This window comes from Kitasatospora sp. NPDC048286 (assembly GCF_043201735.1).
GTDB lineage: Bacteria > Actinomycetota > Actinomycetes > Streptomycetales > Streptomycetaceae > Kitasatospora.
Genome location: NZ_JBICZE010000005.1, coordinates 43,428 through 68,974 on the forward strand (window position 1 = coordinate 43,428; position 25,547 = coordinate 68,974).

21 protein-coding genes, 2 pseudogenes and 1 riboswitch are annotated in these 25,547 nt (G+C 72.2%); of the genes and pseudogenes, 10 read left to right on the forward strand and 13 right to left on the reverse strand.

The features are described 5' to 3' along the window. Nucleotides 1–76 precede the first annotated feature (76 nt). Complete coding sequence (locus ACGF13_RS12840; RefSeq protein WP_392872884.1) at nt 77–844, forward strand: IclR family transcriptional regulator; 768 nt, start codon at nt 77–79, stop codon at nt 842–844. On the opposite strand, the gene ACGF13_RS12845 is transcribed toward ACGF13_RS12840, so the two are convergent. From ACGF13_RS12845 to ACGF13_RS12880, 8 genes are all read right to left on the reverse strand, one after another. Further along, nucleotides 750–1,409, reverse strand: a complete 660-nt coding sequence (locus ACGF13_RS12845) for a trimeric intracellular cation channel family protein (RefSeq protein WP_392872887.1) — start codon at nt 1,407–1,409, stop codon at nt 750–752. The two genes, ACGF13_RS12840 and ACGF13_RS12845, sit on opposite strands and share 95 nt — an antisense overlap. A gap of 142 nt (nt 1,410–1,551) precedes the next feature. Next, nucleotides 1,552–2,616, reverse strand: coding sequence for an ABC transporter ATP-binding protein (locus ACGF13_RS12850; RefSeq protein ID WP_392872890.1), 1,065 nt, complete (start codon nt 2,614–2,616; stop codon nt 1,552–1,554). A 34-nt stretch (nt 2,617–2,650) separates the two neighbouring features. Further along, nucleotides 2,651–3,721 (reverse strand): ABC transporter ATP-binding protein, encoded by a 1,071-nt coding sequence (locus tag ACGF13_RS12855; protein ID WP_392872893.1) that lies wholly within the window; start codon nt 3,719–3,721, stop codon nt 2,651–2,653. Beyond that, entirely contained in the window at nt 3,718–4,728 is a 1,011-nt protein-coding gene (locus ACGF13_RS12860; RefSeq protein ID WP_392872896.1) for an ABC transporter permease, read from the reverse strand. The genes ACGF13_RS12855 and ACGF13_RS12860 overlap by 4 nt, the downstream gene beginning before the upstream one ends. 98 nt (nt 4,729–4,826) lie before the next feature. Then, the gene (locus ACGF13_RS12865) at nt 4,827–6,590 is read right to left on the reverse strand and encodes an ABC transporter substrate-binding protein (protein ID WP_392872899.1); all 1,764 of its coding nucleotides are present in this window, start codon (nt 6,588–6,590) and stop codon (nt 4,827–4,829) included. Nucleotides 6,591–6,680: 90 nt separating this feature from the next. Beyond that, the gene (locus ACGF13_RS12870; protein ID WP_392872902.1) at nt 6,681–7,670 is read right to left on the reverse strand and encodes an ABC transporter permease; all 990 of its coding nucleotides are present in this window, start codon (nt 7,668–7,670) and stop codon (nt 6,681–6,683) included. A 445-nt stretch (nt 7,671–8,115) separates the two neighbouring features. Beyond that, on the reverse strand, nt 8,116–9,057 hold the full coding sequence (locus ACGF13_RS12875) for an enhanced serine sensitivity protein SseB C-terminal domain-containing protein (protein ID WP_392872905.1): 942 nt from the start codon (nt 9,055–9,057) through the stop codon (nt 8,116–8,118). A 117-nt stretch (nt 9,058–9,174) separates the two neighbouring features. After that, a complete protein-coding gene (locus ACGF13_RS12880; RefSeq protein WP_392872908.1) occupies nt 9,175–9,978 on the reverse strand; it encodes an enhanced serine sensitivity protein SseB C-terminal domain-containing protein in 804 nt (267 codons plus the stop codon). A 408-nt stretch (nt 9,979–10,386) separates the two neighbouring features. After that, a riboswitch (glycine riboswitch) is annotated at nt 10,387–10,488 on the forward strand. Nucleotides 10,489–10,717: 229 nt separating this feature from the next. On the opposite strand from ACGF13_RS12880, the gene gcvT reads away from it, so the two are divergent. From gcvT to ACGF13_RS12900, 4 genes are all read left to right on the forward strand, one after another. Then, nucleotides 10,718–11,839, forward strand: coding sequence for a glycine cleavage system aminomethyltransferase GcvT (gene gcvT / locus ACGF13_RS12885; protein WP_392872911.1), 1,122 nt, complete (start codon nt 10,718–10,720; stop codon nt 11,837–11,839). A gap of 100 nt (nt 11,840–11,939) precedes the next feature. After that, the gene (gcvH, locus tag ACGF13_RS12890) at nt 11,940–12,314 is read left to right on the forward strand and encodes a glycine cleavage system protein GcvH (RefSeq protein WP_392872914.1); all 375 of its coding nucleotides are present in this window, start codon (nt 11,940–11,942) and stop codon (nt 12,312–12,314) included. A 78-nt stretch (nt 12,315–12,392) separates the two neighbouring features. After that, a complete protein-coding gene (glyA, locus tag ACGF13_RS12895) occupies nt 12,393–13,673 on the forward strand; it encodes a serine hydroxymethyltransferase (protein WP_392872916.1) in 1,281 nt (426 codons plus the stop codon). A 170-nt stretch (nt 13,674–13,843) separates the two neighbouring features. After that, the gene (locus tag ACGF13_RS12900) at nt 13,844–15,211 is read left to right on the forward strand and encodes an L-serine ammonia-lyase (protein ID WP_392872919.1); all 1,368 of its coding nucleotides are present in this window, start codon (nt 13,844–13,846) and stop codon (nt 15,209–15,211) included. Between the two features lie 69 nt (nt 15,212–15,280). On the opposite strand, the gene ACGF13_RS12905 is transcribed toward ACGF13_RS12900, so the two are convergent. Next, nucleotides 15,281–16,894 carry an MDR family MFS transporter gene (locus tag ACGF13_RS12905; RefSeq protein ID WP_392872922.1) on the reverse strand — a complete coding sequence of 538 codons (1,614 nt, stop codon included), beginning with the start codon at nt 16,892–16,894 and terminating at the stop codon, nt 15,281–15,283. Between the two features lie 25 nt (nt 16,895–16,919). Next, nucleotides 16,920–17,513, reverse strand: coding sequence for an NADPH-dependent FMN reductase (locus ACGF13_RS12910; protein ID WP_392872925.1), 594 nt, complete (start codon nt 17,511–17,513; stop codon nt 16,920–16,922). 145 nt (nt 17,514–17,658) lie between these two features. On the opposite strand from ACGF13_RS12910, the gene ACGF13_RS12915 reads away from it, so the two are divergent. Continuing rightward, nucleotides 17,659–18,399, forward strand: a complete 741-nt coding sequence (locus tag ACGF13_RS12915; protein ID WP_392872928.1) for a TetR/AcrR family transcriptional regulator — start codon at nt 17,659–17,661, stop codon at nt 18,397–18,399. Between the two features lie 430 nt (nt 18,400–18,829). Here the strand turns inward: ACGF13_RS12915 and ACGF13_RS12920 are convergent, their stop codons facing one another. Continuing rightward, nucleotides 18,830–19,591, reverse strand: a complete 762-nt coding sequence (locus tag ACGF13_RS12920; RefSeq protein WP_392872931.1) for a class I SAM-dependent methyltransferase — start codon at nt 19,589–19,591, stop codon at nt 18,830–18,832. Nucleotides 19,592–19,782: 191 nt separating this feature from the next. On the opposite strand from ACGF13_RS12920, the pseudogene ACGF13_RS12925 reads away from it, so the two are divergent. The 3 genes and pseudogenes from ACGF13_RS12925 to ACGF13_RS12935 all read left to right on the forward strand — a co-directional run. Beyond that, nucleotides 19,783–20,766, forward strand: a pseudogene (locus ACGF13_RS12925) (IS630 family transposase); the annotation flags it as partial. Nucleotides 20,767–20,894: 128 nt separating this feature from the next. Then, nucleotides 20,895–21,182: pseudogene (locus ACGF13_RS12930) on the forward strand (hypothetical protein); the annotation flags it as partial. Between the two features lie 21 nt (nt 21,183–21,203). Beyond that, on the forward strand, nt 21,204–21,428 hold the full coding sequence (locus ACGF13_RS12935; protein ID WP_392874292.1) for a hypothetical protein: 225 nt from the start codon (nt 21,204–21,206) through the stop codon (nt 21,426–21,428). A 37-nt stretch (nt 21,429–21,465) separates the two neighbouring features. Here ACGF13_RS12935 and ACGF13_RS12940 read toward each other — a convergent pair whose 3' ends face one another. After that, nucleotides 21,466–22,326, reverse strand: coding sequence for a DMT family transporter (locus ACGF13_RS12940; protein WP_392872934.1), 861 nt, complete (start codon nt 22,324–22,326; stop codon nt 21,466–21,468). A 498-nt stretch (nt 22,327–22,824) separates the two neighbouring features. Between ACGF13_RS12940 and ACGF13_RS12945 the strand changes: the two genes are divergently transcribed. Then, a complete protein-coding gene (locus ACGF13_RS12945) occupies nt 22,825–24,081 on the forward strand; it encodes a hypothetical protein (protein WP_392872937.1) in 1,257 nt (418 codons plus the stop codon). A gap of 68 nt (nt 24,082–24,149) precedes the next feature. On the opposite strand, the gene ACGF13_RS12950 is transcribed toward ACGF13_RS12945, so the two are convergent. Next, on the reverse strand, nt 24,150–25,457 hold the full coding sequence (locus ACGF13_RS12950; RefSeq protein WP_392872940.1) for a protein-L-isoaspartate O-methyltransferase: 1,308 nt from the start codon (nt 25,455–25,457) through the stop codon (nt 24,150–24,152). Between the last annotated feature and the right edge of the window lie 90 nt (nt 25,458–25,547).

Here is a 25,547-nt window from a genome sequence, read left to right on the forward strand (position 1 = left end):
CGGCACTGGTTTGCACCACTGCGCCACCCAGCGGTTAGCCTGACGCCACCAGTCAGCCGGATCCACGGGAAACGCCATGTCGCAGTCGGTCGACCGCGCGCTGACCCTGCTCGACGCACTCGGCGACGCGCCGCTCTCGCTGGAGCAGGCCGCCAGCAGCCTCGGGGTGCACAAGTCCACCGCCCTGCGGCTGCTGCGCACCCTGGAGGAGCACGGCTTCGCCCGCCGCCAGCCGGACCTGCGCTACCGGATCGGCGGCCGGGTGCTCTCGCTGGCCCACCGCGCGCTGGAGGACTTCGACGTCCGGCAGGTCGCCGCGCCGTACCTGGCCGCGCTCAACGCCCGCTGCGGCTACACCGTCCGGCTGGCCGTGCTGCACGACGGCGAGGTGCTCTACCTGGACGAGGTGGCCGGGCCGCCGGGTGCCGAGCCGTCCCGGATCGGGCGCCGGGCCCCGGTCGACGGGACGGCGGTCGGCCGGGTGCTGCTCGCCGGGCTGGCCGCGGACGGCGAGCGCGAGGAGCCCGAGCTGGCGGCGGTGCGCCGCCGGGGCTGGGCGGCCGAGTCCTACGAGCACCGGGAGCCGGTGACCTGCGTGGCCGCGCCGGTCGCGGGCAGCGGCGGGCGGACGGTGGCGGCCTGCGCGCTGAGCGCCCCGGCGAGCGAGGTGCCGTCGGCCGAACTGGCCCGGATGGTGCCGGAACTGCTCTGCACCGCCGAGGCGATCTCGCTCGCGTACGGCGGCTCGCCTACTCCTCGCTGGTGCGAGAACCGTTGCGGTGCCAGGCCCGCGGGGCACGCCAGCCGTACTTCAGCGCGAGCATCCGCAGCCCGAAGGCGGTGAGCGCGGCCGCGGTGCCGGTCACGCCGGTGAGCCGGTTCGTGCCGATCAGCAGCGCGACCACGGTGGCGCCGACCAGGGCCGGGACGGCGTAGATCTCGCGGTCCCAGCGCAGCAGCGAGGGGATCTCCCCGGCCAGCACGTCGCGGATCACGCCGCCGCCGGCCGCGGTCACCATGCCGAGCGCGATCGCCGCGACCGCGCCGAGGCCGAAGTCGTGCGCCTTGGCGGTGCCGGTCACGCAGAACAGCCCGAGCCCGAGGGCGTCCAGGGTCTGCACGGCCCGGTTGATCCGCTCGACCTCCGGGTGCAGGAAGAACACCACCAGCCCGGCGGCGAGCGGGGTCAGGAAGTAGCCGAGGTTGGTGAACGCGGCGACCGGGGTGGCCCCGATGACCAGGTCGCGCATCACCCCGCCGCCCAGGGCGGTGGCCTCGGCCAGCACACAGATCCCGAAGATGTCCATGTTCTTGCGGACGGCGAGCAGGCCCCCGGAGAGGGCGAAGACGAAGATGCCGACGAGGTCCAGCGACTGCTGCACCTCGGACGGGAAGAGCTGGGATGTCACCGTCCATGTGTACCCGATGTCCCGGAGTGCTCCGGTAAACGCTCATGATCCGGATACGACCGTCTCGACGAATACGAACGTCTCGACGAAGAGGCCGCCCGCCCCGCGAGCCCGGGCGGGCGGCCTCTTCTCGTCGAGGGCCTCAGGCCGTGGCGTCCGCCGGGGCGTTCTCCGGAGCGTTCTCGGGGAAGTGGCACGCCACCTGGTGCCCGGTCCCGAGCGTCACCAGCGGCGGCTCCTGGCTCGCGCACACGTCCTGCGCCTTCCAGCACCGGGTGCGGAAGCGGCAGCCGCTGGGCGGGTTGATCGGCGAGGGGACGTCGCCCTTGAGCAGGATGCGCTCGCGGCCCGCGCGCTGGCGGCGGCGCGGGTCGGGGACGGGCACGGCGGACATCAGCGCGGTGGTGTACGGGTGCTTCGGGCTGCGGTAGAGCGAGTCCCGGTCGGCGATCTCCACGATCTTGCCGAGGTACATCACCGCGACCCGGTCCGAGACGTGCCGGACCACCGAGAGGTCGTGCGCGATGATCAGGTAGGTCAGCCCGAGCTCCGTCTGGAGGTCGTCCAGCAGGTTGACCACCTGCGCCTGGATCGAGACGTCCAGCGCGGAGACCGGTTCGTCCGCGACGATCATCTTCGGCTTCAGCGCGAGCGCCCGGGCGATGCCGATGCGCTGGCGCTGGCCGCCGGAGAACTCGTGCGGGTAGCGGTTGTAGTGCTCGGGGCTGAGCCCGCACAGCTCCAGCAGCTCCTGGACGGCCTTCTTGAGGCCGCCCTCCGGCACCGCGTCCTGGAGCCTGAACGGCGCGCCGACGATGGTGCCGACGGTGTGCCGGGGGTTCAGCGAGGAGTACGGGTCCTGGAAGATCATCTGGATGTCGCGGCGCAGCGGCCGCATCGCCCCGACGCCCAGGTGGGTGATGTCGGTGCCCTCGAACTCGATGGTCCCGCCGGTCGGCTCGTCGAGCCGGGTGACGAGTCGGCCCATGGTCGACTTGCCGCAGCCGGACTCGCCCACGACGCCCAGGGTCTCGCCGGCGTTGACCGTGAAGTCGATGCCGTCGACGGCCCGCACCGCGCCGGTCTGGCGCCGCATCAGACCGCTGCGGATCGGGAAGTGCCGGGTCAGACCGGCCACCTTCAGCAGCGGCTCGCGGCCGGGGGCGGGGGCCGGCGACGGGATCGACGCCGCCTGAGTGTCCGTCATCGGTTCTCTCCAGGAAGGTGGTACGAGGCCGGGCTCACAGCAGGGGCGCGATCTCTTCGGCGAAGATGCGGTGCCGCTCGCCGGCCGCCAGGTGGCAGGCCGCGAAGTGCCCGGGCGCGGCCTCGGCCAGCACCGGGGTCTCGCTCGTGGAGCGCCCGTCGGTCAGGGCGGCGTACGGGCAGCGCGGGTGGAACGCGCAGCCGGACGGCACGTTGATCAGGCTGGGCGGGGTGCCCTTGACCGGCACCAGCCGCTCCTGGAGCTCCCGGTCCAGTCGCGGCATCGAACCCAGCAGGCCCCAGGTGTAGGGGTGTTCGGGCGCGTCGAAGAGGGTCTCGGCCGGGCCGCGCTCGATGCACTTGCCGCCGTACATGACCAGGACGTCGTCGGCCAGTTCGGCGACCACCCCGAGGTCGTGGGTGATGATGATGACGGCGGAGCCGAACTCCTCCTGGAGGTCGCGGATGAGGTCCAGGATCTGCGCCTGGACGGTGACGTCCAGGGCGGTGGTGGGCTCGTCGGCGATCAGCAGCGAGGGGTCGTTGACCAGCGCCATGGCGATCATCGCGCGCTGGCGCATGCCGCCGGAGAACTGGTGCGGGTAGTCGTCCACCCGGCGGTCGGGCTGCGGGATGCCGACCCGGTCGAGCATCTCGACGGCGCGGGCCCTGGCCTGCTTCTTGGAGGCCTGGGGGTGGTGCACCCGGTAGGCCTCGACGATCTGCTGCCCCACCGTGTAGTAGGGGTGCATCGCGGTCAGCGGGTCCTGGAAGATCATCGCCAGTTCACGGCCGCGCAGTTGGCGCACCCGGTCCGGGCCGGCCGCGATCAGGTCCTCGCCGTTCAGCCGGATCTCGCCGCTGATCCGGGCCCGCTTGGAGCGGTGCAGGCCCATGATGCCCAGCGAGGTGACGGACTTGCCGGAGCCGGACTCGCCGACGATGCCGAGGGTGCGCCCCTTGTGCAGGTCGAAGCTGACCCCGTCCACCGAGCGGACCAGGCCGTCGTCGGTGTCGAAGTGGATCCGCAGGTCGCGCACGGAGAGGAAGGGGTCGCCGGACGGGCTCTGCGCGGCGTCCGCCGGGGTCTTCTGGAGGTCGGTCACGAGAGCCTCACCCGGGGGTCGACGAGGGCGTACAGGAGGTCGACCACGAGGTTGCAGACGACGATGAAGAAGGCGGCGAGCAGGGTGACGCCGAGGATCTTGGGCAGGTCGTTGTCGGTGATCGCCTGGACGGCGAACTGGCCGACGCCCTGGAGCGAGAAGACCTGCTCGGTGATCAGCGCGCCGCCGAGCAGCAGCCCGAGGTCCATGCCGAAGATCGTGACGATCGGGGTGAGCGCGGCGCGCAGCCCGTGCCGGGCGACGACCTTGCCCTCGGCCAGGCCCTTGGCCCGGGCGGTGCGGATGTAGTCCTCGCTCATCGTCTCCAGCATTCCGGCGCGGGTGAGCCGGGCGTAGAGCGCGGAGTAGAGGAAGGCCAGCGAGATCCACGGCAGGATCAGGTTGCGGGCCCACATCAGCGGGTTGTCCGTGAAGTCCACGTACTGCAGGTTGTCCAGGATCGGCCACTCGTAGCTGAACAGCGTGAGCAGCAGCGCGCCGGTGAAGAAGACCGGCAGCGAGACGCCGGCGAGCGCGATGCCCATGGAGAGCCGGTCGAAGATCGACTTCGGCTTGAGGGCGGAGACGACGCCGGTGGCGACGCCGGAGACCAGCCAGAGCACGGCCGCGCCGGCGGCGAGCGAGATGGTCGTCGGGATCCGCTTGGACAGCTCGGGCCAGACTTCGAGGTGGTTCTTGAAGGAGTAGCCGAAGCAGGGCACGTGGCAGGTGGCCGGTTCCGGCCCGAAGTTGTACTCGGCGCCGGCGACCAGGCCCTTGAGGAACTTCCAGTACTGGGCGTACAGCGGCTGGTCGAGGCCGAGGTTCTGCTTGACCGCCGCGATCGTCTCGGGGGACGGGCTCTTCCCGATGAACTGGGCGGCCAGTTGGTCGGCCGTCTCACCGGCGATGCGCGGGAGCAGGAAGAAGATCGCGAAGGTGACGGCGCTGACGACCAGTAGTAGCACCAGGGCCGCGAGGATCCTGCGGATGATGTAGGCAAACACAGTTGGGCGGCTCCGGCGGCCCGCCGCCGTCCGGGGTCTTCCGGACGGCGGCGGGCGCCGCTGCCTTCACCTGCCTTCAGGGATGCGGAGCCAGGCTCTTACTTGGTGGTGCCGATGTTCAGGTAGTCGTACTGACCCGAGAACGCCGACGTGGAGGCCAGGTTGGTGGCGTTGGACGGGCGGTACAGGAAGACCTTGAAGTAGGTCAGCGGGACGTAGACCGCCGAGTCCATGACCTTCTTGTCGATGTCCGCGTACATCTTCTCGCGGGCCGCCTTGTCCGGGTTGACGGCGACGTCGTCGATCAGCTTGTTGACCGCCGGGTCGTTCAGCTGGCCCAGGTTGTTGTTGCCGGTGTCCTTGACCGCGCGGCCGTCGACGATCTGCTGGAGGAAGCCGTAGCCGGTCGGCCAGTCGGCGCCCCACTGCATCATCATCAGGCCGATGTTGTGGTCCGCCGCGAACTTCGGCGAACCGGCGTTGTCGGTCAGGTACTTGGACGACGGGTACTGCTGGATCTCGGCGCTGATGCCGATCTTCTTCAGCGCCGCCTGGATCGAGGTCGCGCCGGCGATCTCGGTGGCGCGCTCGGTGCGGGCGGAGATGACGGTGTTGAAGCCGCCCTCCTTGCCGCAGGCCTTCAGGGCGTCCTTGGCCTTGGCCTCGTCGCCCTTGTTGTCCTTGGTCTCGAAGGTGTTGAAGTCCTGGTGGCCCGGGATGTCCGGCGGGAGCACCGTGTTGGCGACCTGGCCGCGGATCGGGCCGCCCAGGGCGGTCTGCACCGAGACCTTGTCGACCGCGTACTGGACCGCCTTGCGGCACTCGACGTTGTCGAACGGCGCGAGCTTGGAGTTGATCGCCAGGTAGACCAGGCGGCCGCCGTAGGCGTTGTCCGTGTTGGCCTTGAGCTTCGGGTCCTGGAGGATCTGCGCCTGGGTCTGCGGGTCGACGCCGGTGCCGCCGAGGTCGACCTGGGCGTTGCCGGCCAGCAGGTCCTTGTCGATGGTGGCCTGGTCGATGTTGAACCGGAGCACGATCTTGTCGCCGAGCTGCTTGCGGATCGGGTCGGTGCTCTTGTCCCAGTTGGGGTTCGGCACCAGGACGGCCTGCTTGCCGTCCTCGTAGGACTCGAACTTGTAGGAGCCCGAGGACACGATGTGCTTGACGTAGTCGGCGCCGGTGTCCTTCGGCTGCGGGACCGGAGCGGTCTGCGGGGTGGCGACCAGGTAGTCGAAGTCCGCGAACGGGTGCTGGAGGTGGAAGACGACGGTGAGGTCGTCGGGCGTCTCGATCGAGTTGAGGCCGCCCTCCTTGTCCTTGAACGGACCCTGGTACGGCGTCGGGTTGTCCACCAGCAGGTTGCGGAAGTACGTCGGGCCGTTGGTGAGCACGTCCGTGAAGTTGGAGCGCTCGACGGCGTACTTGACGTCCTTCGAGGTGATCGGGGTGCCGTCGTCGTACTTCAGGCCCGCGCGCAGCTTGTACGTCCAGGTCAGGCCGTCCGCGCTCTGCTTGCCCTCCGACTCGGCCAGGTCCGGGACGAGCTTGTTGCCCTCCTCGCCCGGCGCCGGGTTGAAGGTGGTCAGCGAACGGGCGTACAGACGCGAGAAGTTGTAGATGTACGCGTAGTACGTGTTGCCCGGGTCGAGCGAGTCCGGGGTGCCCTTCATCTCGAAGGTCACCGTCCCGCCCTTCTTGTCCGAGGCGTTGACGATGCTCTTGGTGGCCGCGTTGGCGCCGCCCCCGGCGGAGCCGGAGGCCGAGGAGGAGCCGCCGCTCTTCGACGAGCTGGTGCAACCGGTCACGACCAGGACCGCGGCGGCAGCCGCCGCGGTCAGGGCGACGGTACGGGACCTACGCATGGGTGAGATCAACCCCTTGGGGATGTGGAGGCGGTGGAGTGTCCTGACACGGGGTCAGTCGATCGTTCAGGGCTGCTCGATGACGCTCGGTCAGTTGTTCTTGGGATCGAGGGCGTCGCGCAGGCCGTCGCCGAGCAGGTTGAAGGCGAGCACGGTGACGAAGATCGCCAGGCCGGGGACCACCATGTACTGGGGGTCCACCTGGTAGTACCGGATCGCGTCCTGGAGCATCCCGCCCCAGGAGGCCTGCGGGGGCTGGATGCCGACGCCGAGGAAGCTCAGCCCGGCCTCGAAGAGGATGTTGGTCGGGATCAGCAGGGTCGAGTAGACCAGGATCGGACCGACCAGGTTGGGCAGCAGTTCCTTGAACAGGATGAACGGGCCGCGGGCACCCAGGCTGCGGGCCGCGTGGACGAACTCGCGCTCGCGCAGCGAGAGCGTCTGGCCGCGCACGATCCGGCCCATGTAGGGCCAGTTGAAGAAGCCGATCACGAAGATCAGCACCAGGATGTGCAGCGGCAGGCCGTGCAGGCCGAACGCGCCGCCCTGGAGCGAGGTCGAGATCGCGATGGCGAACAGCAGCAGCGGGAACGCCAGGAAGACGTCCATCACCCGGCTGATCACGGTGTCGACCCAACCGCCGTAGTAGCCGGCCATGATGCCGAGCACGGTGCCGATGGTGTTGGACAGGACGGTCGCGCCGAAGGCGACCAGCAGGGAGACCCAGGAGCCCTCGATGACGCGGGTGAGCAGGTCACGGCCCTGCAGCGGGTCGATGCCGAGCGGGTGGTCCATGCTCATGCCGCCCCAGTCACCGAACGGCAGACCACCGAGGTCGGCGTCCAGGAGGTCCTGGTGGAGGGCGTCCGGGTCGAGCCCGAACAACGACTCGATCGGCTTCGCCAGCAGGGCGAGCAGGATCAGCACGATCACCACGACGCCGCCGGCGACGGCGGCCTTGTCCCGCTTGAAGCGGGTCCAGGCGATCTGGCCGAGGGAGCGGCCCTCGATCTTCTTGGCCGGGCTCTCGGCGGCTGGTGCCTCCGGTTCGTTCCCGGCGGTGGTCACGGATGCGGTCATGGTCAGTTGGTCCCCTCGCCGACGGTGGCCGGCCCACGGGTGCCGGTCGCCGGCTTCGGCGGTGCGGCTGCGGACGTGCGGAAGTGCTGTGGAGGAGCGGTCTTGACGGCAGTGAGTGGTGCACGGGCACTGCCACCACGCGGGATGGGCGTCGCGTGGGCGGGGCTGTCGGCGTGCGCGCTCACCTTTGTGGGGTTCCAGCACGCGCGGTGCGTTGCGCAGAACTCTCTGCCATCCGAACTGACTTGCGCCAGCCCTGCCAACCGACAGATGCCCAACTGTGATCTGCGCACATGCACCTCCCCGATCTTCCGCATATACCTCTTCACATAGCTGTTACTGCCATGTCAAGATGACCGGAGCACACATCCGGAAATTCGTCCGGAAAGCATCGAAGCCGACTTGATGGACAATCAAGTCGGCTTCGCGGAATGGGTTTTGGGGATCAGTTCCCGGGGTAGCCGGGCCACGGCCGCTGCGGCGGCTGTTGCTGTTGTTGCTGCTGCTGCCAGCCCTGGGCCGGCGGCTGGGTGCCGTACGCGTAGCCCGGCATCGACTGCCCGGGGTACGGCGGCGGGGGCACCGGCGGGTACGGGCCGGTCGGCGGGCGCCCCGCCTCCCGGTCGAAGAACGGCCGCGCGTTGGCGCGCATCCACAGCGCCACCGGGTCGTACTCGTCCGACATCGCCACCGTGGACACCGCGAGCCCCTCCGGGGCCACCGCGATCGCGCGCTGCATCAGCGCCCGCACCGCCTCCACGGCCGGCGGCGAACTCTCGTACAGGTCAAGGCCGATGGCCAGGTACGGCTCCCCCACCGCGGGCTGCACCCAGGCCCGGCGCAGCGCCCGCACCGGGCGCACCTCGACGGCCTGCCGCTCCAGCAGCGCGAAGAACGGCTGGGCGTTCAGCTGCGGCTCGCTCAGCTTCAACGGCCCCGCCGGCAGCCGGTCCAGGCCCGCGGCGATCCGCCGGAGGTCCGCCCAGGGCACCCCGACGCCGCCGCCGGGCGCGTGCGGGTTGAGCCACAGGCCCCAGCGGGTGCGGTACAGCGAGGCCGCGATCTCCCGGCCCGAGACCACCTCGTGGGCCCGCGCCCAGCCGGAGGCGGTCAGCTGCTCGGACGAGGTGACGGCCGGCGCGTAGCCGTGGCCGCTGATCTCCATGTTCCCGTACTGGGCGTCCGGGCTGCCCGGCGTGCCGTGCCACAGCAGCATCCAGACCTGACCGTCCGCCAGCGCGTGCAGCAGCCGCTCGTACGCGTCGTAGCGCTCCGGCGCGACGTCGCGCAGGGCGCGCTCCAACGCGCCGGGATCAGCTCCCGGGCGCCCGGCCGGTGCCTGGCCCCAGGGCCCCGGCACACCGCCCGCTCCCGTTCCCGCACTCATGCGCCCACCTCGCCGCGCCTCTTTCCCTCAACCCGCCGACCCGTCGGCCGTCTGCACGCACCCTATGGCGCGGCACCGGCCACCGCCACGGCGACGTGCCTTTGATACGGACCCCGCTCAGACCCGCGCGTAGAACGGCTGTACCCGGGTGAGCAGCCACTCGACCACCGGGTCGTCGGCGAGGTCGAGCAGTACGAGGTGGACGCCGCCGGGCAGCGGCGCGGTTCCCAGGGCTCGCCCGAGTGCCTCGTTCACCGCGGCCGGATCGGCCGGTGCCGCCGCGTCCAGCTGGACGCCCACGAACATCACGGTCGGCTCGCCCTCGATGCTGGCCAGCGCCCTGCGGGCGGTCAGCACCCCGGGCAGCGCCGACAGTTCGCTCCGGCAGACGGCCAGGAAGTGCTCCGGGTCCTCGCCCGGCACCGGCTCGCGCAGCGCCACCCGCCCGCCGGTCGGCTCCGACGCGTCGCCGGCGCCCTCCCAGCGGTCCACGCGCGGACCGCGGCGCAGCTCGGCGACCCCCTGCGGCGGCACCGGTATGCCCACCGCCGCCTCCGGGTTCACCGCGATGCCCAGGCCCAGCGGCAGCCCGCGGGCGAACTCCCACACCGGCGCGATCGCGAAGGCCATCCCCGGCGCCTGCTGGAGGAACACCTCCTGCGAGGAGAACACCGGCACGTACGGGTCGCCACCCAGCTCGATGGTCGGCAGGTCCAGCGACTGCCCCTGCGGGTCGGCCCCGGCCGGCAGCGGCACCCACACCTGGCTGCGCGCCAGCACCTCGATCACCCGCGGCGTCGCGCCCGGGTCCCCCAGGGCCGCGGTCAGCACCTGCTCCAGCTCGTTGGCCGGCCAGGAGCCGCCCGCCGGCGCCTCCTCCGGTCCGCCCCACCCCTGCTGCTGCTCCACCGGGTACCCCATGCGCCGCCGATTCCGCCCTCTGCCGGTCGGCCGCCCACTGCTGCGCCGACGCGCAGCAGTCTAGGGCCCGTCTTCGAACGCCCGTCGTCCGCCCGAAGGGCGGGCGGGGCGGCGTTGGGGTGCGTGCATCGCAAGGCGGAGGAGGGAGCCACTGCGGAGCATTGGTGACCGACGACAACGCGGCGAGGTGCGTGCCCCGGCGTCGCCCCGCAGGCGGGCGTTCGAAGACGGGCCCTGCGGCCCCGGGGCCTTCCTCTTTAGGGCTCGTGTTCGGGTGCCGTCCGGGGCCCGTGTCCGGATACCGCGCGGTGTGACCGGGTCCCCCCTCCCCTCGTCGCCCGGGACGTGCCATGATGTGCCCGTCCGACGGCATGCGCCGCGGGCCCCTACAACTCCACACCGGCCGCTCGAACCCGCGCGGGAGAGCCCGGAGTGCCGCTCAGGCACAGCCGGCGCCGAAGGAGCAAGTCCTCCCCGGAATCTCTCAGGCACCCCTACCGCACGGGTTAGGCACATCTGGAAAGCGGCGCACGGCCATGTCGTGTGCCCACCCACGGTGCAAGCCGTCATGCTGTCCCCCAAGCTGGAAACGGCTGCGGGCGGCGGGCGGTGAAGCTCTCAGGTTCGACGACAGATGGGGAGACCCACGCCGCCGCATGCCCGCGCGCAGGGTCGGCCCCCGAGCGGGTCCGATCCGGTGCGTGCACCCCTGAGTGCCCCGACCGAGGAGTTCCTGGCCATGTCGTCCCTCCGCCTGACCGCGCTCGACGCGCTGCACCGCGCCCTCGGCGCGACCATGACCGACTTCGCCGGCTGGGACATGCCGCTGCGCTACGGCAGCGAGCGCGAGGAGCACCTCGCCGTCCGCACCAAGGCCGGCCTGTTCGACCTCTCGCACATGGGCGAGATCACCGTCACCGGCCCGCAGGCCGGCGAGATGCTGGACCACGCGCTGGTCGGCTTCGTCTCCGCGCTCGGCGTGCTGCGCGCCCGCTACACCATGATCTGCGCCGAGGACGGCGGCATCCTGGACGACCTGATCGTCTACCGCCTGCGCGAGGACGCCTTCCTGGTCGTCGCCAACGCCTCGAACGCCCAGCTGGTCCTCGACGAGCTGATCGCCCGCGCCAAGGGCTTCGACGCCGTCGTCACCGACGACCGCGACACCTACGCGCTGATCGCCGTCCAGGGCCCGGAGGCCACCGGCATCCTGGCGAAGACCACCGACGCCGACCTGCCCGGCCTGAAGTACTACGCGATCCTCCCGGCCCAGGTGGCCGGCCGCGACGTGCTGCTCGCCCGCACCGGCTACACCGGCGAGGACGGCTTCGAGATCTTCTGCCACCCGGTCGACGCCGAGCCCGTCTGGCAGGCGCTGACCGCCGCCGGCGAGGGCCACGGCCTGATCCCGTGCGGCCTGTCCTGCCGCGACACGCTGCGCCTGGAGGCCGGCATGCCGCTGTACGGGCACGAGCTGTCCACCGACCTGACCCCGTTCGACGCCGGCCTGGGCCGGGTCGTCCGCTTCGACAAGACCACCAACGAGGGCGCCTTCGTCGGCCGCAAGGCGCTGGAGCAGGCCGCCGCCGCGGCCGAGACCAACCCGCCGAAGAAGCTGGTCGGCCTGGTCTCCGAGGGCAAGCGGGTGCCGCGCGCCGAGTACACCGTGGTCTCCACCGAGGGCGAGCCGATCGGCCGGATCACCTCCGGCGCGCCGTCCCCGACGCTCGGCCAGCCGATCGCGATGGCCTACGTCGACGCCGCCCACGCGGAGCCCGGCACCACCGTCGCGGTGGACGTCCGCGGCAAGCACGAGCCCGTCCAGGTCGTGGCGCTGCCGTTCTACAAGCGCGCCCGCTGAGTCTTCGTCCCGCCCCCGTTTTTCCCATACACGCACGTCGCAGCCGTCCGCGCGGCGGCCCGCTTCGTCGTGCCCGCTTCCCATCCTGGAGAATGACGCCATGAGCAACCCCCAGCACCTGCAGTACACCAAGGAGCACGAGTGGCTGACGGCCGCCGAGGACGGTGTCTCCACGGTCGGCATCACCGAGCACGCCGCCACCGCGCTCGGTGACATCGTCTACGTGCAGCTGCCCGCGGTCGGCGACACCGTGACCGCCGGTGAGACCTGCGGCGAGCTGGAGTCCACCAAGTCGGTCAGCGACCTGTTCTCCCCGGCCACCGGCGAGGTCACCGAGATCAACCAGGACGTCATCGACGACCCGGCCTCCGTGAACGCGGACCCGTTCGGGAACGCCTGGCTGTTCAAGGTGCGCGTCGAGGCCACCGACACGCTGCTCAGCGCGGACGAGTACACCGCCTTCATCGGCGGCTGACCAGCCCGTGACCGGGCGGGCCGCTCGCCGGCCCGCCCCCACCGTCCCTCCGCTCTCCTCCACCGGGAAGACCACACCATGACGGTTCTCAACCAGTCCCTGCACGCCCTCGACCCGGAGATCGCCGCCGCGGTCGACGCCGAGCTGCACCGCCAGCAGACCACCCTGGAGATGATCGCCTCCGAGAACTTCGCCCCGGTGGCGGTCATGGAGGCGCAGGGTTCGGTCCTCACCAACAAGTACGCGGAGGGCTACCCCGGCCGCCGCTACTACGGCGGGTGCGAGCACGTCGACGTGGTCGAGCAGATCGCGATCGACCGCATCAAGGCCCTGTTCGGCGCCGAGCACGCCAACGTCCAGCCGCACTCGGGCGCGCAGGCCAACGCCGCCGCGATGTTCGCGCTGATCCAGCCGGGCGACACCATCCTGGGCCTGAGCCTGGCCCACGGTGGCCACCTGACCCACGGCATGAAGATCAACTTCTCCGGCAAGCTCTACAACGTGGCCGCGTACCACGTGGACGAGAAGACCGGCCAGGTCGACATGGCCGAGGTCGAGCGCCTCGCCAAGGAGCACCAGCCGAAGCTGATCATCGCCGGCTGGTCGGCCTACCCGCGCCAGCTCGACTTCGCCGCGTTCCGCCGGATCGCCGACGAGGTCGGCGCGCTGCTCATGGTGGACATGGCGCACTTCGCCGGCCTGGTGGCCGCCGGGCTGCACCCGAACCCGGTGCCCTACGCGGACGTGGTCACCACCACCACCCACAAGACCCTGGGCGGCCCGCGTGGCGGCGTCATCCTGTCCAAGGCCGAGTTCGCCAAGAAGATCAACTCCGCGGTCTTCCCCGGCCAGCAGGGCGGCCCGCTGGAGCACGTGATCGCCGGCAAGGCGGTCGCCTTCAAGGTCGCGGCCTCGGAGGAGTTCAAGGAGCGCCAGCAGCGCACCCTGGACGGCGCCCGCATCCTCGCCGAGCGCCTGCTCCAGGCCGACGTGGCCGAGGCCGGCGCCAGCGTGCTGTCCGGCGGCACCGACGTCCACCTGGTCCTGGTCGACCTGCGCAACAGCCAGCTCGACGGCCAGCAGGCGGAGGACCGGCTGCACGAGGTCGGCATCACCGTCAACCGCAACGCGATCCCGAACGACCCGCGCCCGCCGATGGTCACCTCGGGCCTGCGCATCGGCACCCCGGCCCTGGCCACCCGCGGCTTCCAGGCCGAGGACTTCCGCGAGGTCGCCGACATCATCGCCGAGGCGCTCAAGCCCGCCTTCGACGAGACCGTCGCCGCCGCCCTCAAGGCCCGGGTCACCGCCCTGGCCGACAAGTACCCGCTGTACCCCAACCTGGGCAACCAGGAGTAGTCCTTCCAGGGCCCGGTCGGGCTCAGGAACAGGTGACCGGCCTCACCCCGCCGGCGTACCTGGGGACCCCGGGGCACCGCGCACACTGGACAGTGCGTGCGGTGCCCCGTCCCGTGTCAGCCCTCCCCTGCCTGCAAGTCCTTCCACGAGACCAGACAAGGACGTCCCCCGTGGCCATCAGCGTCTTCGACCTCTTCTCCATCGGCATCGGCCCGTCGAGCTCCCACACCGTGGGCCCGATGCGCGCCGCCCGGATGTTCGCCCGCCGACTGCGCACCGAAGGCCTGCTGGACGGGGTCACCGGCGTGCGCGCCGAGCTGTACGGCTCGCTCGGCGCCACCGGCCACGGCCACGGCACCCCGAAGGCCGTCCTGCTGGGCCTGGAGGACGCCTCGCCCCGCACCGTCGACGTCGACCAGGCCGACAAGGACGTCGAGCGGATCATCGCCGAGAAGCGGATCAGCCTGCTCGGCGAGCACACCATCGACTTCGACCCGGACAGCCAGCTGGTCCTGCACCGCCGCCGCTCGCTGCCGTACCACGCCAACGGCATGACCCTGTGGGCGTACGCGGCGGACGGCTCGACCCTGCTGGAGAAGACCTACTACTCGGTCGGCGGCGGCTTCGTGGTGGACGAGGACGCCATCGGCGCGGACCGGGTCAAGCCCGACGACACCGTGCTGAAGTACCCCTTCCGCACCGGTGACGAGCTGCTGCGGCTCAGCCGGGAGACCGGGCTGTCGATCTCCGGCCTGATGCTGGAGAACGAGAAGGCCTGGCGCAGCGAGGAGGAGATCCGCACCGGGCTGCTGGAGATCTGGTCCGTGATGCAGGAGTGCGTGCGGGCCGGCATGACCCGCGAGGGCATCCTGCCGGGCGGCCTGAAGGTCCGCCGCCGGGCGGCCGCCGCGGCGCGGACGCTGCGCGCCGAGGGCATCGGGCCGGCCAACGCGATGGAGTGGGTGACCCTCTACGCGATGGCGGTCAACGAGGAGAACGCCTCCGGCCGCCGGGTGGTCACCGCGCCGACCAACGGCGCCGCCGGGATCATCCCGGCCGTCCTGCACTACTACCTGAACTTCATCCCGGGCGCCGACGAGGACGGCATCGTCCGCTTCCTCCTCGCGGCCGGCGCCATCGGCATGCTCTTCAAGGAGAACGCCTCCATCTCCGGCGCCGAGGTCGGCTGCCAGGGCGAGGTCGGCTCCGCCTGTTCGATGGCCGCGGGCGGCCTCGCCGAGGTCCTCGGCGGCACCCCCGAGCAGGTCGAGAACGCCGCCGAGATCGGCATCGAGCACAACCTCGGCCTCACCTGCGACCCGGTCGGCGGCCTGGTCCAGATCCCCTGCATCGAGCGCAACGGCATGGCCTCGGTCAAGGCCGTCACCGCGGCCCGGATGGCGCTGCGCGGCGACGGGCGGCACCACGTCTCGCTGGACAAGGCGATCAAGACGATGAAGGAGACCGGCGCCGACATGAAGATCAAGTACAAGGAGACCTCGCGCGGCGGCCTCGCCGTGAACGTCATCGAGTGCTGATCGCGGCGGTCTGACGGCCCCCGGGCGGAGTTCCCCTCCGCCCGGGGGCCTTCGCACGTCCCGCGCGCCTCAGCTGCCTGCCTCCGCCCGGGCCCCGGCCCCGGCCGCGGCGCCGGCGGCGGTGCCCGTCCCGACCGGGCCCGGAGCCCTGGACGGGCGGGCCAGACAGGCCACCGCGGTGGCCACCGCCGCCAACAGCGCACCGCCCGCGGCCGTACCGTGCAGGCCGCCCGTGACCGCGGCCCCGACCGCGTCGCGGACCCCGGCCGGGAGCCCGGCCAGGGCGGACGGGGTCAGACCACCGCCGCCGGTGAGGCGGTCGGCCTCGGCGGGCCCCAGGCGCTCCGCGAGCGAGCTCGTGAGCCGCGCCGTGTAGACCGCGCCGAGCACGGCCATGCCGAGCGAGCCGCCGATGCTGCGCAGCAGGGTGACCACGCCCATCGCCGCGCCCATGTCCTGCGGCGGCACGGCGCCCATCGAGGTCAGCAGGGTGCTCTGGGTCAACAGGCCGATCCCGACCCCGGCGACCAGGGTGAGCCCCGAGGCGAGGGCCACCGGCGTACCGGTGCCGAGGAACAGGAGCAGGGCGGCCCCGGCGAACGCCAGCGCGCCGCCCAGCAGCGGGTAGCGCCGCTCGCCGCCCGGCCGGCCCATCAGCCGCGCCGTCACCAGCTGGGTGCCCATCATGCCGAGCATCAGGGGCAGCAGGAGCAACCCGCCGACGGTGGGCGAGGCGCCCTGGACGAACTGGAGGTACTGCGGCAGGTAGCCGATCAGGGCGAGCATGAGCGCTCCGGCCAGGAAGCCGAGCACCTGGGCGACCGTGAAGTTGCGGTTGCGGAACAGGGCGGGCGGGATCAGCGGCCCCGGGGCGCGCAGTTCGGTCCGGACGAACCAGCCCAGCGCGACCGCCGCGACCGCCGCCGCGCCGAGGAGCTGCGGGGAGGTCCAGGAGTAGGCGACGCCGCCCCAGCTGCCGACCAGGGTGAGCGCGGTGATGCCGGTGGTCAGCAGGACGACCCCGGTCCAGTCGAACGGGGCGCGCACGCGCTCGGTCCGCAGCTGCACCCCGACGCCGACCGCGAGCAGCGCGAACAGCCCGATCGGCAGGTTGACGTAGAAGGCCCAGCGCCAGCTGAGGCGTTCGGTGAGGAAGCCGCCGGCCAGCGGGCCGCCGACGAACGCGATCGGCATCAGCACGCCGATCACCGACTGCACCCGGGCCCGGTCGTCGGCCGGGACGAGCACCCCGATCACGGAGAGCGCGCCGACCATCAGCCCACCCGCGCCGATCCCCTGGAGGCCCCGGAAGGCGACCAGCTGCGCCATGTCCTGGGCGAGCCCGGAGAGCACCGAGCCCGCGAGGAACAGCACCACCGCCCACTGGTAGGCGCCCTTGCGTCCGTACAGGTCACCGAGCCGGCCCCAGAGCGGGGTGGTGGCGGCGGAGGTCAGCAGGTACGCGGTGATGACCCAGGAGAGGTGTTCCAGCCCGCCGAGGTCGCCGACGACGGTGGGCAGCGCGGTGCTGATGATCTCCCCGTCGAGGGCCGCGAGGAAGATGCCGAGCATCAGCCCGACCACGCCTAGCAGCCGCGGTTTGGGCCGCTGCTCGACGGCGGGGTCGGCGGCCTGGTCGGTGACCGGGCCGGTGGCGGGTTCGGTGGCGGGTTCGCTGGCCATGGCGTTCGTACCTCCCCCCGTCGGCTCAGGCCGCGAACGGGCGGGCCCGGCGGGCGTCCCGCAACGCCTGGGCCCACCAGGTGAGCTGGTCGAGCATGGTCTTGGCGGCCGCGTCGGCGGCCGGGTCGACCGCCCTGCCGTCGGCGTCGAAGCACTGCGCGGCGCTGTGGAAGCTGACCGTGTTGCGGATCGTCGCGGCGTTCAACTCGGCCATCACCACGCGGAGTTGCTCGACGGCGCGGAGGCCTCCGGACAGGCCGCCGTACGAGACGAAGCCGACCGGCTTGCCGTGCCACTGCCGGTTGTGCCAGTCGATGGCGTTCTTCAGCGGGGCCGGGAAGCTGTGGTTGTACTCGGGCGTGACGATCACGAACGCGTCGGCCGCCTCCAGCCGGGGCGACACGGCGGCCAGCAACTCGGCGTCACCCGGCGCCAGTTCACCGCCGAAGGACGGGAAGGTGACGGGCAGCGGGGTCTCCACCAGGTCGATCCGGTCGGCGGTCAGGTCGCCGCGCGCTTCGAGGTGGCCGAGCAGCCAGTCGGCGACCACCGGGCCGAAACGGCCCTCGCGGGTGCTGCCGACGAGGACGGCGACCTTCAGGTTCTGCTCCGTGGACATGGGAATCCCCCTCCGGGATGGGCGCTGTGTACGGCGTATCAGTCGAATACAACGTACACATCGACGCGTACGCCGTCCACTGCCGATACGCCGTACACCAGAAGTGCTACGGTGAGAACGATCCCGGCCGGAAGGAGCCCGCCCCATGCCCGCCCAGCAGGCCCCCAGTGGCGACAGCGACAGAACCCAGGTCCCACTCTGGGAGCGCCTGGCCCGCCCGGCCCCCGCGCCGCGCACCACCCTGACCCCGCACCGGATCGCCGAGACCGCGGTCGCCATCGCCGACGCCGAGGGCCTGGACGCCGTCACCATGCGCCGGCTGGCCGCCGAACTCGGCGTCGCCCCGATGGCCGCCTACCGGTACGTCTCCGGCAAGGACGAACTCATCGAGCTGATGGTCGACTTCGCCTACGGCCGGCTCCCCCTGGACGCCCCCGCCGAGGACTGGCGGGACACCATGCGCACCCTGGCCGTCCACCTGCGGGCCATGCACCTGGCCCACCCCTGGACCGTCCGGGCGGCCACCCCGTTCTCCCTCAGCCCCAACCAACTGGCCGTCCCCGAGCACGCGTTCGCCGCCCTCGCCGAGCACGGCCTGGACGCCGACACCACCATGGCGGTGTTCCGCACCGTCACCGGCTACGTCCACGGCTCGGTCACCACCGAGATCACCCTCGCGACCCTGCGCCGCGAACGCGGCTGGTCCGACGGCGACCAGACCCGGGCCGGCCTGGCCTCCCGGATGAGCTGGCTGATGAGCACCGGCCGCTACCCCCGCTACCAGCGCTACCTCCACGAGGCCACCCGCAAGGACGACCCCGACTGGCAGTTCGAGACCGGCCTCGACTGCGTCCTCGACGGCATCGCCACCCACTTCGGCCTCTGACCCGCCGGGGCCGCGCCCGCTGGTGCGCATACGTGTCGCCCGCTCGGCGCACGGGGCTTGCGGCCTCCCCAGCGGGCGGGGAGGTTGCCTCCGGGGCCGCATTGACCCCGGACCCGACCCTCCACTCCCAAGGTGTCCTCATGCGACGCCTCGCGACCGCACTCGGCACCCTCGCCGCCGACGGGCAGCTCGCCATCTCCCCCAACGTGGTCATCGACAACCCGATCTTTCCGCTCATCACGCGGAACACACCGACGAGTACGCCCTGGTGTACGACGGCCCGAACTGCACCGGGCACGTGATCGCGGTCGTTCCCCCTGCAGCCACACGACCCAGGAGTTCGGCGCCAGCGTGTTCGTCAAGTGACCAGCGCCGCGCGGGAAGTCGGCCGGTCCGACTCCCCGCGCGGCGGCCGCAGCCGCTACCCGGCCTATTTGCCCGCGATAATCAGGCGGTAGCCGTAGTCCACGCTCTCCCGGTCGAGCAGGTCGGCGTACCGCCGGTGCCACTCCCCCGAGGCCAGGTCGGCCCGCAGCCGCTCGACCGCCGGCTCCACCACCTCCGGAGGCAGCGTCGCGAAGGTCGAACTGGCCTGCCGGACGGCCCGGTCGAGGTAGAGCTCGGGCCGCCGCCAGTAGGCGGCCTGGTAGCCGTCGGTGAAGTCGTGCGGGATGGGGAACGGCAGCACGGTGTGGGCGTCCAGGGCCTCCACCACCTCGGCGAGCGGGGTGAAGCGGCCGTCCTCCAGCTCCCGGATCTCCGGCAGGTAGTCCTCCAACAGCCACAGTTGCGGCCGGTGCGCCGGATCCCAGGTGAACACCACCTGCCGCCGCGCGACCCGCCGCAGCTCGGCGAGCCCCTGCTGCAGGTCTGGCCAGTGGTGGGCGGTCAGCACGGCCATCGCCGCGTCGAACGCCCCGTCCGCGAAGGGGAGTTGCGAAGCCGAGCCCTTGATCTTCCGCCGCCCGGGGTGCTGGTCGAGCATGACCTGCGACGGATCGACGGCCGTGACCTCGGCGCCCTCCGGCTCGTACGACCCCGCCCCCGCCCCGACGTTGACCACCGTGCGCGCCCCCTGCAGCGCGGACCCGATCAACGCGTGCAGCCGTGGATCCGGCCGCCGGATCCGCCGGTACCCGAAGCCGATGCGGTCATACGCCGCGGGCCCGCTCTGCTCTTCCAGGTGTCCCATCCGGTCAGCCCAACAGACGGCGCCACTACCGACAACCGGTTCACCCCAACCCGCAGGAAGTCGGCCGGGCCGACTTCCCACACAAGGCGGGCGGCTAGGTGCTCTGACCGCATGGGTTCGCCGGGTTGGCGGCGGTGACGCCTGAACCGGTTGAATGTCGGTGGACCTCCGGTCCGGTGTGGGGAGGCATGGTGGCAGAGCCGGTCAAGGTCCGGAGACTGACCGATCAAGAGGGGCAGCAGTTACAGCGGATCGTGCGCCGGGGCAGTACCAGTTCGGTGCGCTACCGGCGGGCGATGATGCTGCTGGCGTCGGCTGGCGGGAACCGGGTGCCGGTCATCGCCCGGCTGGTCCAGGCGGATGGGAACACCGTGCGGGATTTGGTCCACCGGTTCAACGGGATCGGCCTGGCCTGCCTGGACCCTCAGCGGGCGGGAGGCCGTCCCCGCCTGCTCAGTCCTGACGACGAGGCCTTCGTCATCAAGACGGCCACCACCCGCCCCGCCAAGCTCGGGCAGCCGTTCACCCGCTGGTCCGTCCGCAAACTGCTCGCCTACCTGCGCCGGGTTCATGGCCGGGTGATCCGCATCGGCCGTGAGGCCCTGCGCTGTCTGCTCGCCCGACGAGGCGTCGCCTTCCAGCGGGCCAAGACGTGGAAGGAGTCCACCGACCCCGGCTACGACGCCAAGCTCGACCGGATCGAGCACGTCCTGGACCGCTTCCCGGACCGCACATTTGCGTTCGACGGGTTCGGCCCGCTCGGCATCCGCCCCACCGCGGGAAGTTGCCGGGCCGAGCAGGGCCGGCCCGGCCGGCTGCCGGCGACCTACAAGCGGACCCACGGCGTGACCTACTTCCACGGCTGCTACTCGGTCGGCGACGACGCCCTGTGGGGCGTGAACAGGCGCCGCGAGGGCACCGTGAACACCCTGGCCGCGCTCAGGTCGATCCGGGCGGCCCGCCCGGACGGCGCCCCGGTCTACGTGATCCCGGACAACCTCTCCGCCCACAACGGCAAGAAGATCATTCGCTGGACGAAGAACAACAACGTCCACCTCTGCTTCACACCCGCCAACGCGTCCTGGGCGAACCCGATCGAGGCGCACTTCGGACCGCTGCGGCAGTTCACGCCGGCGGACTCGAACCATCCGAACCACACAGCTCAGAGAAGGGCGTCCGGTGGGGAGGGCGCCCCGGAGCCCAAGCAGCGTGACCGGACCACCGACACAGCTCAGTCGCACAACACGAACCTCGTAAGGAGCTCCGCATGGACTATCAGGATGTCGACACGGCCGTGGCGGAGATGTCGAGGACGCTCGGCCCCCACACGGCTGCGGATTGGACGGTGCGGGCGGGTCCGCTGGAGTGGAGTTGCTGGGAGACGGCGGCGCACATCGGACACGACCTCCTGGCCTACGCAGGGCAAGTGGCATCAGGTGCTGCCGACGCCTACCTCCCCTTCGACCTGAACGTTCGCCCCACCGCCTCGCCGGCCGATGTACTTCAGACGGTCACCGCCTGCGGCCGACTCCTCGGCAGCGCGTTGGCCACAGCCGGCCCCACCTTGCGGGCCTGGCACTGGGGTCCGTGCGACCCCGAGGGGTTCGCAGCCATGGGCGTCGCCGAAACCCTGCTGCACACCCACGACATCACGCAGGGACTGGGCGTGGACTGGTTGCCGCCGGCACCGCTGTGTGCGGCTGTGCTCGATCGCCTCTTCCCCGACGCCCCACCCGGAGATCCTGTCCAGGTGCTTCTCTGGTGCACCGGCCGCCGGGAACTGGACAGCCTTCCCCGCCGAACATCGTGGACATGGAAGGCGGCACGATCCGACTGAGAAGCACCCACCCCGGCGAACCTATGCGGTCAGAGCACTAGCGGCGCGCTGGGAGGGCGAGGACGGCCAGGCCGCAGGCCAGGACGGCGAGGCCGCACCAGGAGAGGGCGGGGAGGCGCTCGCCGAGGGCGGCCACGCCGAGGACCGCCGCGACGGCCGGTTCGGCGAGGGTCAGGGTGGTGGCGGTCTGGGCGGTGGTGTGGCGCAGGCCGTGGCCGAAGAGCCAGTAGGCGACGAACGTGGTGACCACTGCGAGGTGCAGCACCACGCCTGCTCCGCGCGCCGAGGCGAGCCACTGCACATCGCCCGCGAGGAGCACCGGCAGGACGATCAGCGCCCCGCCGCCGAACATGGCGCCCATCACCCCGCCCGAGGGGTGCCCGGCCGCGATCAGTCGTCCGCCGATCAGCGAGTACACCGCGTAGGAGAGCCCGGAGAGCGCCGCCAGCAGTACGCCCAACGGGTCCACCGCCGTGCCGCGCCCGGCGAGTTCGGGGCCCAGTACGAGCACGGCGCAGCCGAGTACGGCGAGCGCCGTGGCCCCGGCCCACCGCCCGTCGGGCCGGCCTTGCCGGGCGAGCCAGCCGAGCAGTCCGGTGAACACCGGCGCGCTGCCGAGGGCGATCACGGTGGCGACGGCCACGCCGGTACGGCTCACCGCCGGGTAGAAGGTCAGCGGGTACCCGGCCACCGCGACGGCTCCGGCCGCGAGCAGCCACCGCTCGCGCGGCGCGCACACCCGGGGCAACTTCCGGGCGGTGCGGTCGGTGAGGAACAGCAGCAGCCCGCCGAGCACCAGTCCGGCGGCGCCGATCCCGGCCGCCGGGGCGCCGGAGGGTGCCAGCGAGCTGGCCGTGCCGGTGGTGCCCCAGAGGACGGCGGCGGTCAGGATCGGCACCGCGCCACCGCGGGGACGGGCGCGGCGGGGTGCCCGGGGAACGGGGGGCACGGGGGAAACGGGGGAAGCGGTACGGGCAGGCGAGGGCAAGCGATTCGGCACAGTCGTGAACTTCCGTCGTCGAAGACCATCAGGAGAGGGGTTCCGAGAACGGGCGCACGCCGCCGGCCCACGGCGGCCGCCATCGGGCCGGGCCGGGGTCGCAGGGGGTCAAGCCACCGAAGCGCGCGCCCGATCAGGCGCTGAGCGGTGGCAGCACGACGTGCCAGTACAGGTTCACGGGCCCGATGCTAGCCGTCCGCGCGGGAAGTCGACAGGGCCGACTTCCCGCGCAGGCGCCCCATCTGCCTCCGGGGGGTCGCCCCGCCCCTCGCGGGGGCGCGTTGCCGCTCGCGCACACCCGTTGGCGGCCCGGTGTTCGGCTTTCCCCCATAGCGGACCGTCGATGGATCCCTACGCTGAGTGTCGGCCCGTCGGCTCACCGGAAGGACCCCGCTCATGCGCCGCTCCCGCCTCGTGCTGCCCGTGGTCCTGGCCGTCGTGGTCGGCTCCGGCCTGGTCGCCGCCGATGTGGCGCAGGACGAGCCGTACCTGTCCGTGAGTCTGCCGGTGCTCCGCGATCCGGACGCCCAGCAGGTGCTCCACCGCATGACGGACCCGGTGCAGGACTGGGTGGAGTCCGGGGACCCGGCGGCGGCCGGCTACGCGGGGACGGTGGTCGACGCGTCCGACCAGCACGCCGACGTCTACTGGAAGGGTGCGACCCCGGCCACGGTCCGCCTCCTCCTCGACGCGAACGCCCGGCCCGGCTACACCGTCGACGTCCACCGGAGCCCGTACTCCCGCGCGGAGATGCGCGCCGCGATCGACCGTTTCACCGCCGCCGTGGCCCGCGACGCCTGGACGTCGATCGGCCCCCAGGAGGACGGCGCCGCGATCGCGATCACGTACGCGCCGGAGACGGCGGCGGCGAAGCGGCTCACCGACGGTGACGCGACCGTGCAGGCGTACTCCTCGCGGGCCGCCGAGATCGCCGGGATGCCGGTGACAGCCAGTGTCGAGGGAACACCGGTGGCGCTGTCCGGCGGCCGGCACTCCGACAGCGCGCCGTACTACGCGGGGGCCGAGGTGAGCACGGCGAAGGCGTCGTTCTGCTCGACGGCGTTCAGTGGCTGGAAGGGTGGGACGAGGGTGGTACTGACCGCCGCGCACTGCGGCGGCGGCCGGTACTACAACGGCACCGGCGGCTACATCGGCGACCTGTCCTCGGTCGGCGACGGCCTGGACGTCGGCATGATCGCGGTCAACGGGAGCGGCGGCGGCCGGTTCTACGACGGCGCCTGGTCGGACCACGGCGGCTCGTCCCGGCACACGTACGGGGCCGGGCGGAACAACGTCGGGGACCTGGTCTGCCTGAGCGGCGCCCAGTCGGGGTGGAAGTGCGACGTGCAGATCAAGCGGGTCGACGTGGAGACGACGAACGACGAGGGCACGAAGATCAGGCCGGTGGACGTCGCCGAGTCGAAGGGCGGCGACCGCCGGGCGATCGCCGCGCAGGGCGACAGCGGCGGCCCGGCGGTGGCGAACCCGTCCGGCCCGAACGGTGACATGGAGGCCCGCGGCGTGATCGTGGCGGCGAGGTCCGAGGTCGGCTGCCCGGCCGGATCGACGGCGCACCCGGCCAAGTGCTACTCGCAGGTGCTGTACGTGCCGATGACGCCGGTGGTCAACCAGATGGGCTTCTCGCTCTCCTGACCCGCGGCGTCATCAACACGCCCGTGCTGCGCGAGAAGTCGGCCGGGCCGACTTCTCGCGCAGCACCCTCAGTCGGCGGGCCACTCGGCCACCTTGTCGTTGAGCAGGGCGTGAGCGGATGCCACGTCCGCCGCAAAGTCCTCATCCGGCCCGAACCGCCGGAGAACGTCATTCGGCGCGGTCCGTTGCCCGAGGGCGCCGGGCAGAGGCGGGGTCGACCGCTCACGGCGTCCGATCGGCCACCGGGGGCCGTCGTTCGGGTCGCCCTGCCAGGCCCACTGGGCGTCCGGGGTGACGGTGACGCCGTAGTCGTGGAGATCGGGGCGGCCGAGCGCCTCCCACTGGGACCAGGCGGCCACCAGTTCGTCGCCGATGCGGCGCGGCCCGCCCTGCGACAGCAGCGGCCCGCCGTCCGCGCCCGGACGGATCTCGGCCCACGAACGGGCGCCGTCGTGGACCAGGGTGGCCGACCCCTCCCCGGCCCGGTCGGTGGACAGCACGGCGTCCGGGACGGCGACGCGCAGCGCGAACCTGAGGTGCCAGTCCTCCAGGCCTGCCGGGTCGCGGTCCAGTACCCGGCAGGCCTCGGGTTCGGCATCGCCGCGCACCTGCGCGTACGCGGCGGGCCCACTGCCCGGCTGGGCCGGAGCGTGTCGGTCGCCCATGAACTGGGCCAGGCCGTGGACCCAGCCGTGCGCGGCGGTGCCGTCGTCGGCGACGGTGAGGGCGACGTACCCCAACCGGCCCCAGGGGTAGACGATCCGTCCGCCCGGGCGCACCGCCTCCACCCAGGACCAGGGGACGGTTTCGACGGCGTAGGTGGCGTGGAGGCGGTCGACTCGGTCGCCGCCCGGCACCCCGCCGCGGGTGCCGTCCCCTGCCGCTGCGTGGACGTCGAGCCCGGCGTCCGCGAGGCGGGCCCGGGCGAAGGCGGCCAGGTCCTCGTCGACCTCGGTGGTCACCACCAGGCCCGGCCCGGCCCGCCAGGCGGCCAGCGCTGCCGTCCAGCCCTGGCCGGTGCCGACGTCCCACACCCGGTGGCCCGGCTCCACCCTGAGGCTGTCCAGCATGTCCGCCACCACGGAGGGCGCGGACAGTGAGGACGACGGGCGGCCGTCGGTGAGTTGGGTGACGGCAGCCGCGTCGACGCCGGAGTACAGCTCGGCGGCCCAGCGGTCCGGGTCGTCGGCGTGGTCGACCGGCACGTAGGCCCAGCCGTCCCAGCGCCACAGCCGGTCCGGCGCGAACCGGTCGCGCGGCAGGGCGGCGAAGGCCTCGCGCAGCCACGGCGAGTCCTCCGGCCACGCCCCGCGTCGCGCCATCTCCGCGTGCAGGCGTGCCCGGTGCTCGGCCAGGCGCCCGTCGTCGCTCGCCATCACTTCTTCTTGTGCTTGCCGTTGCTCGGCGGCGGCGGGGGCACCTTGCCGTCGGCGTTGTCCGGCGGCGGAGTCCCCTGGCTCGGGTCC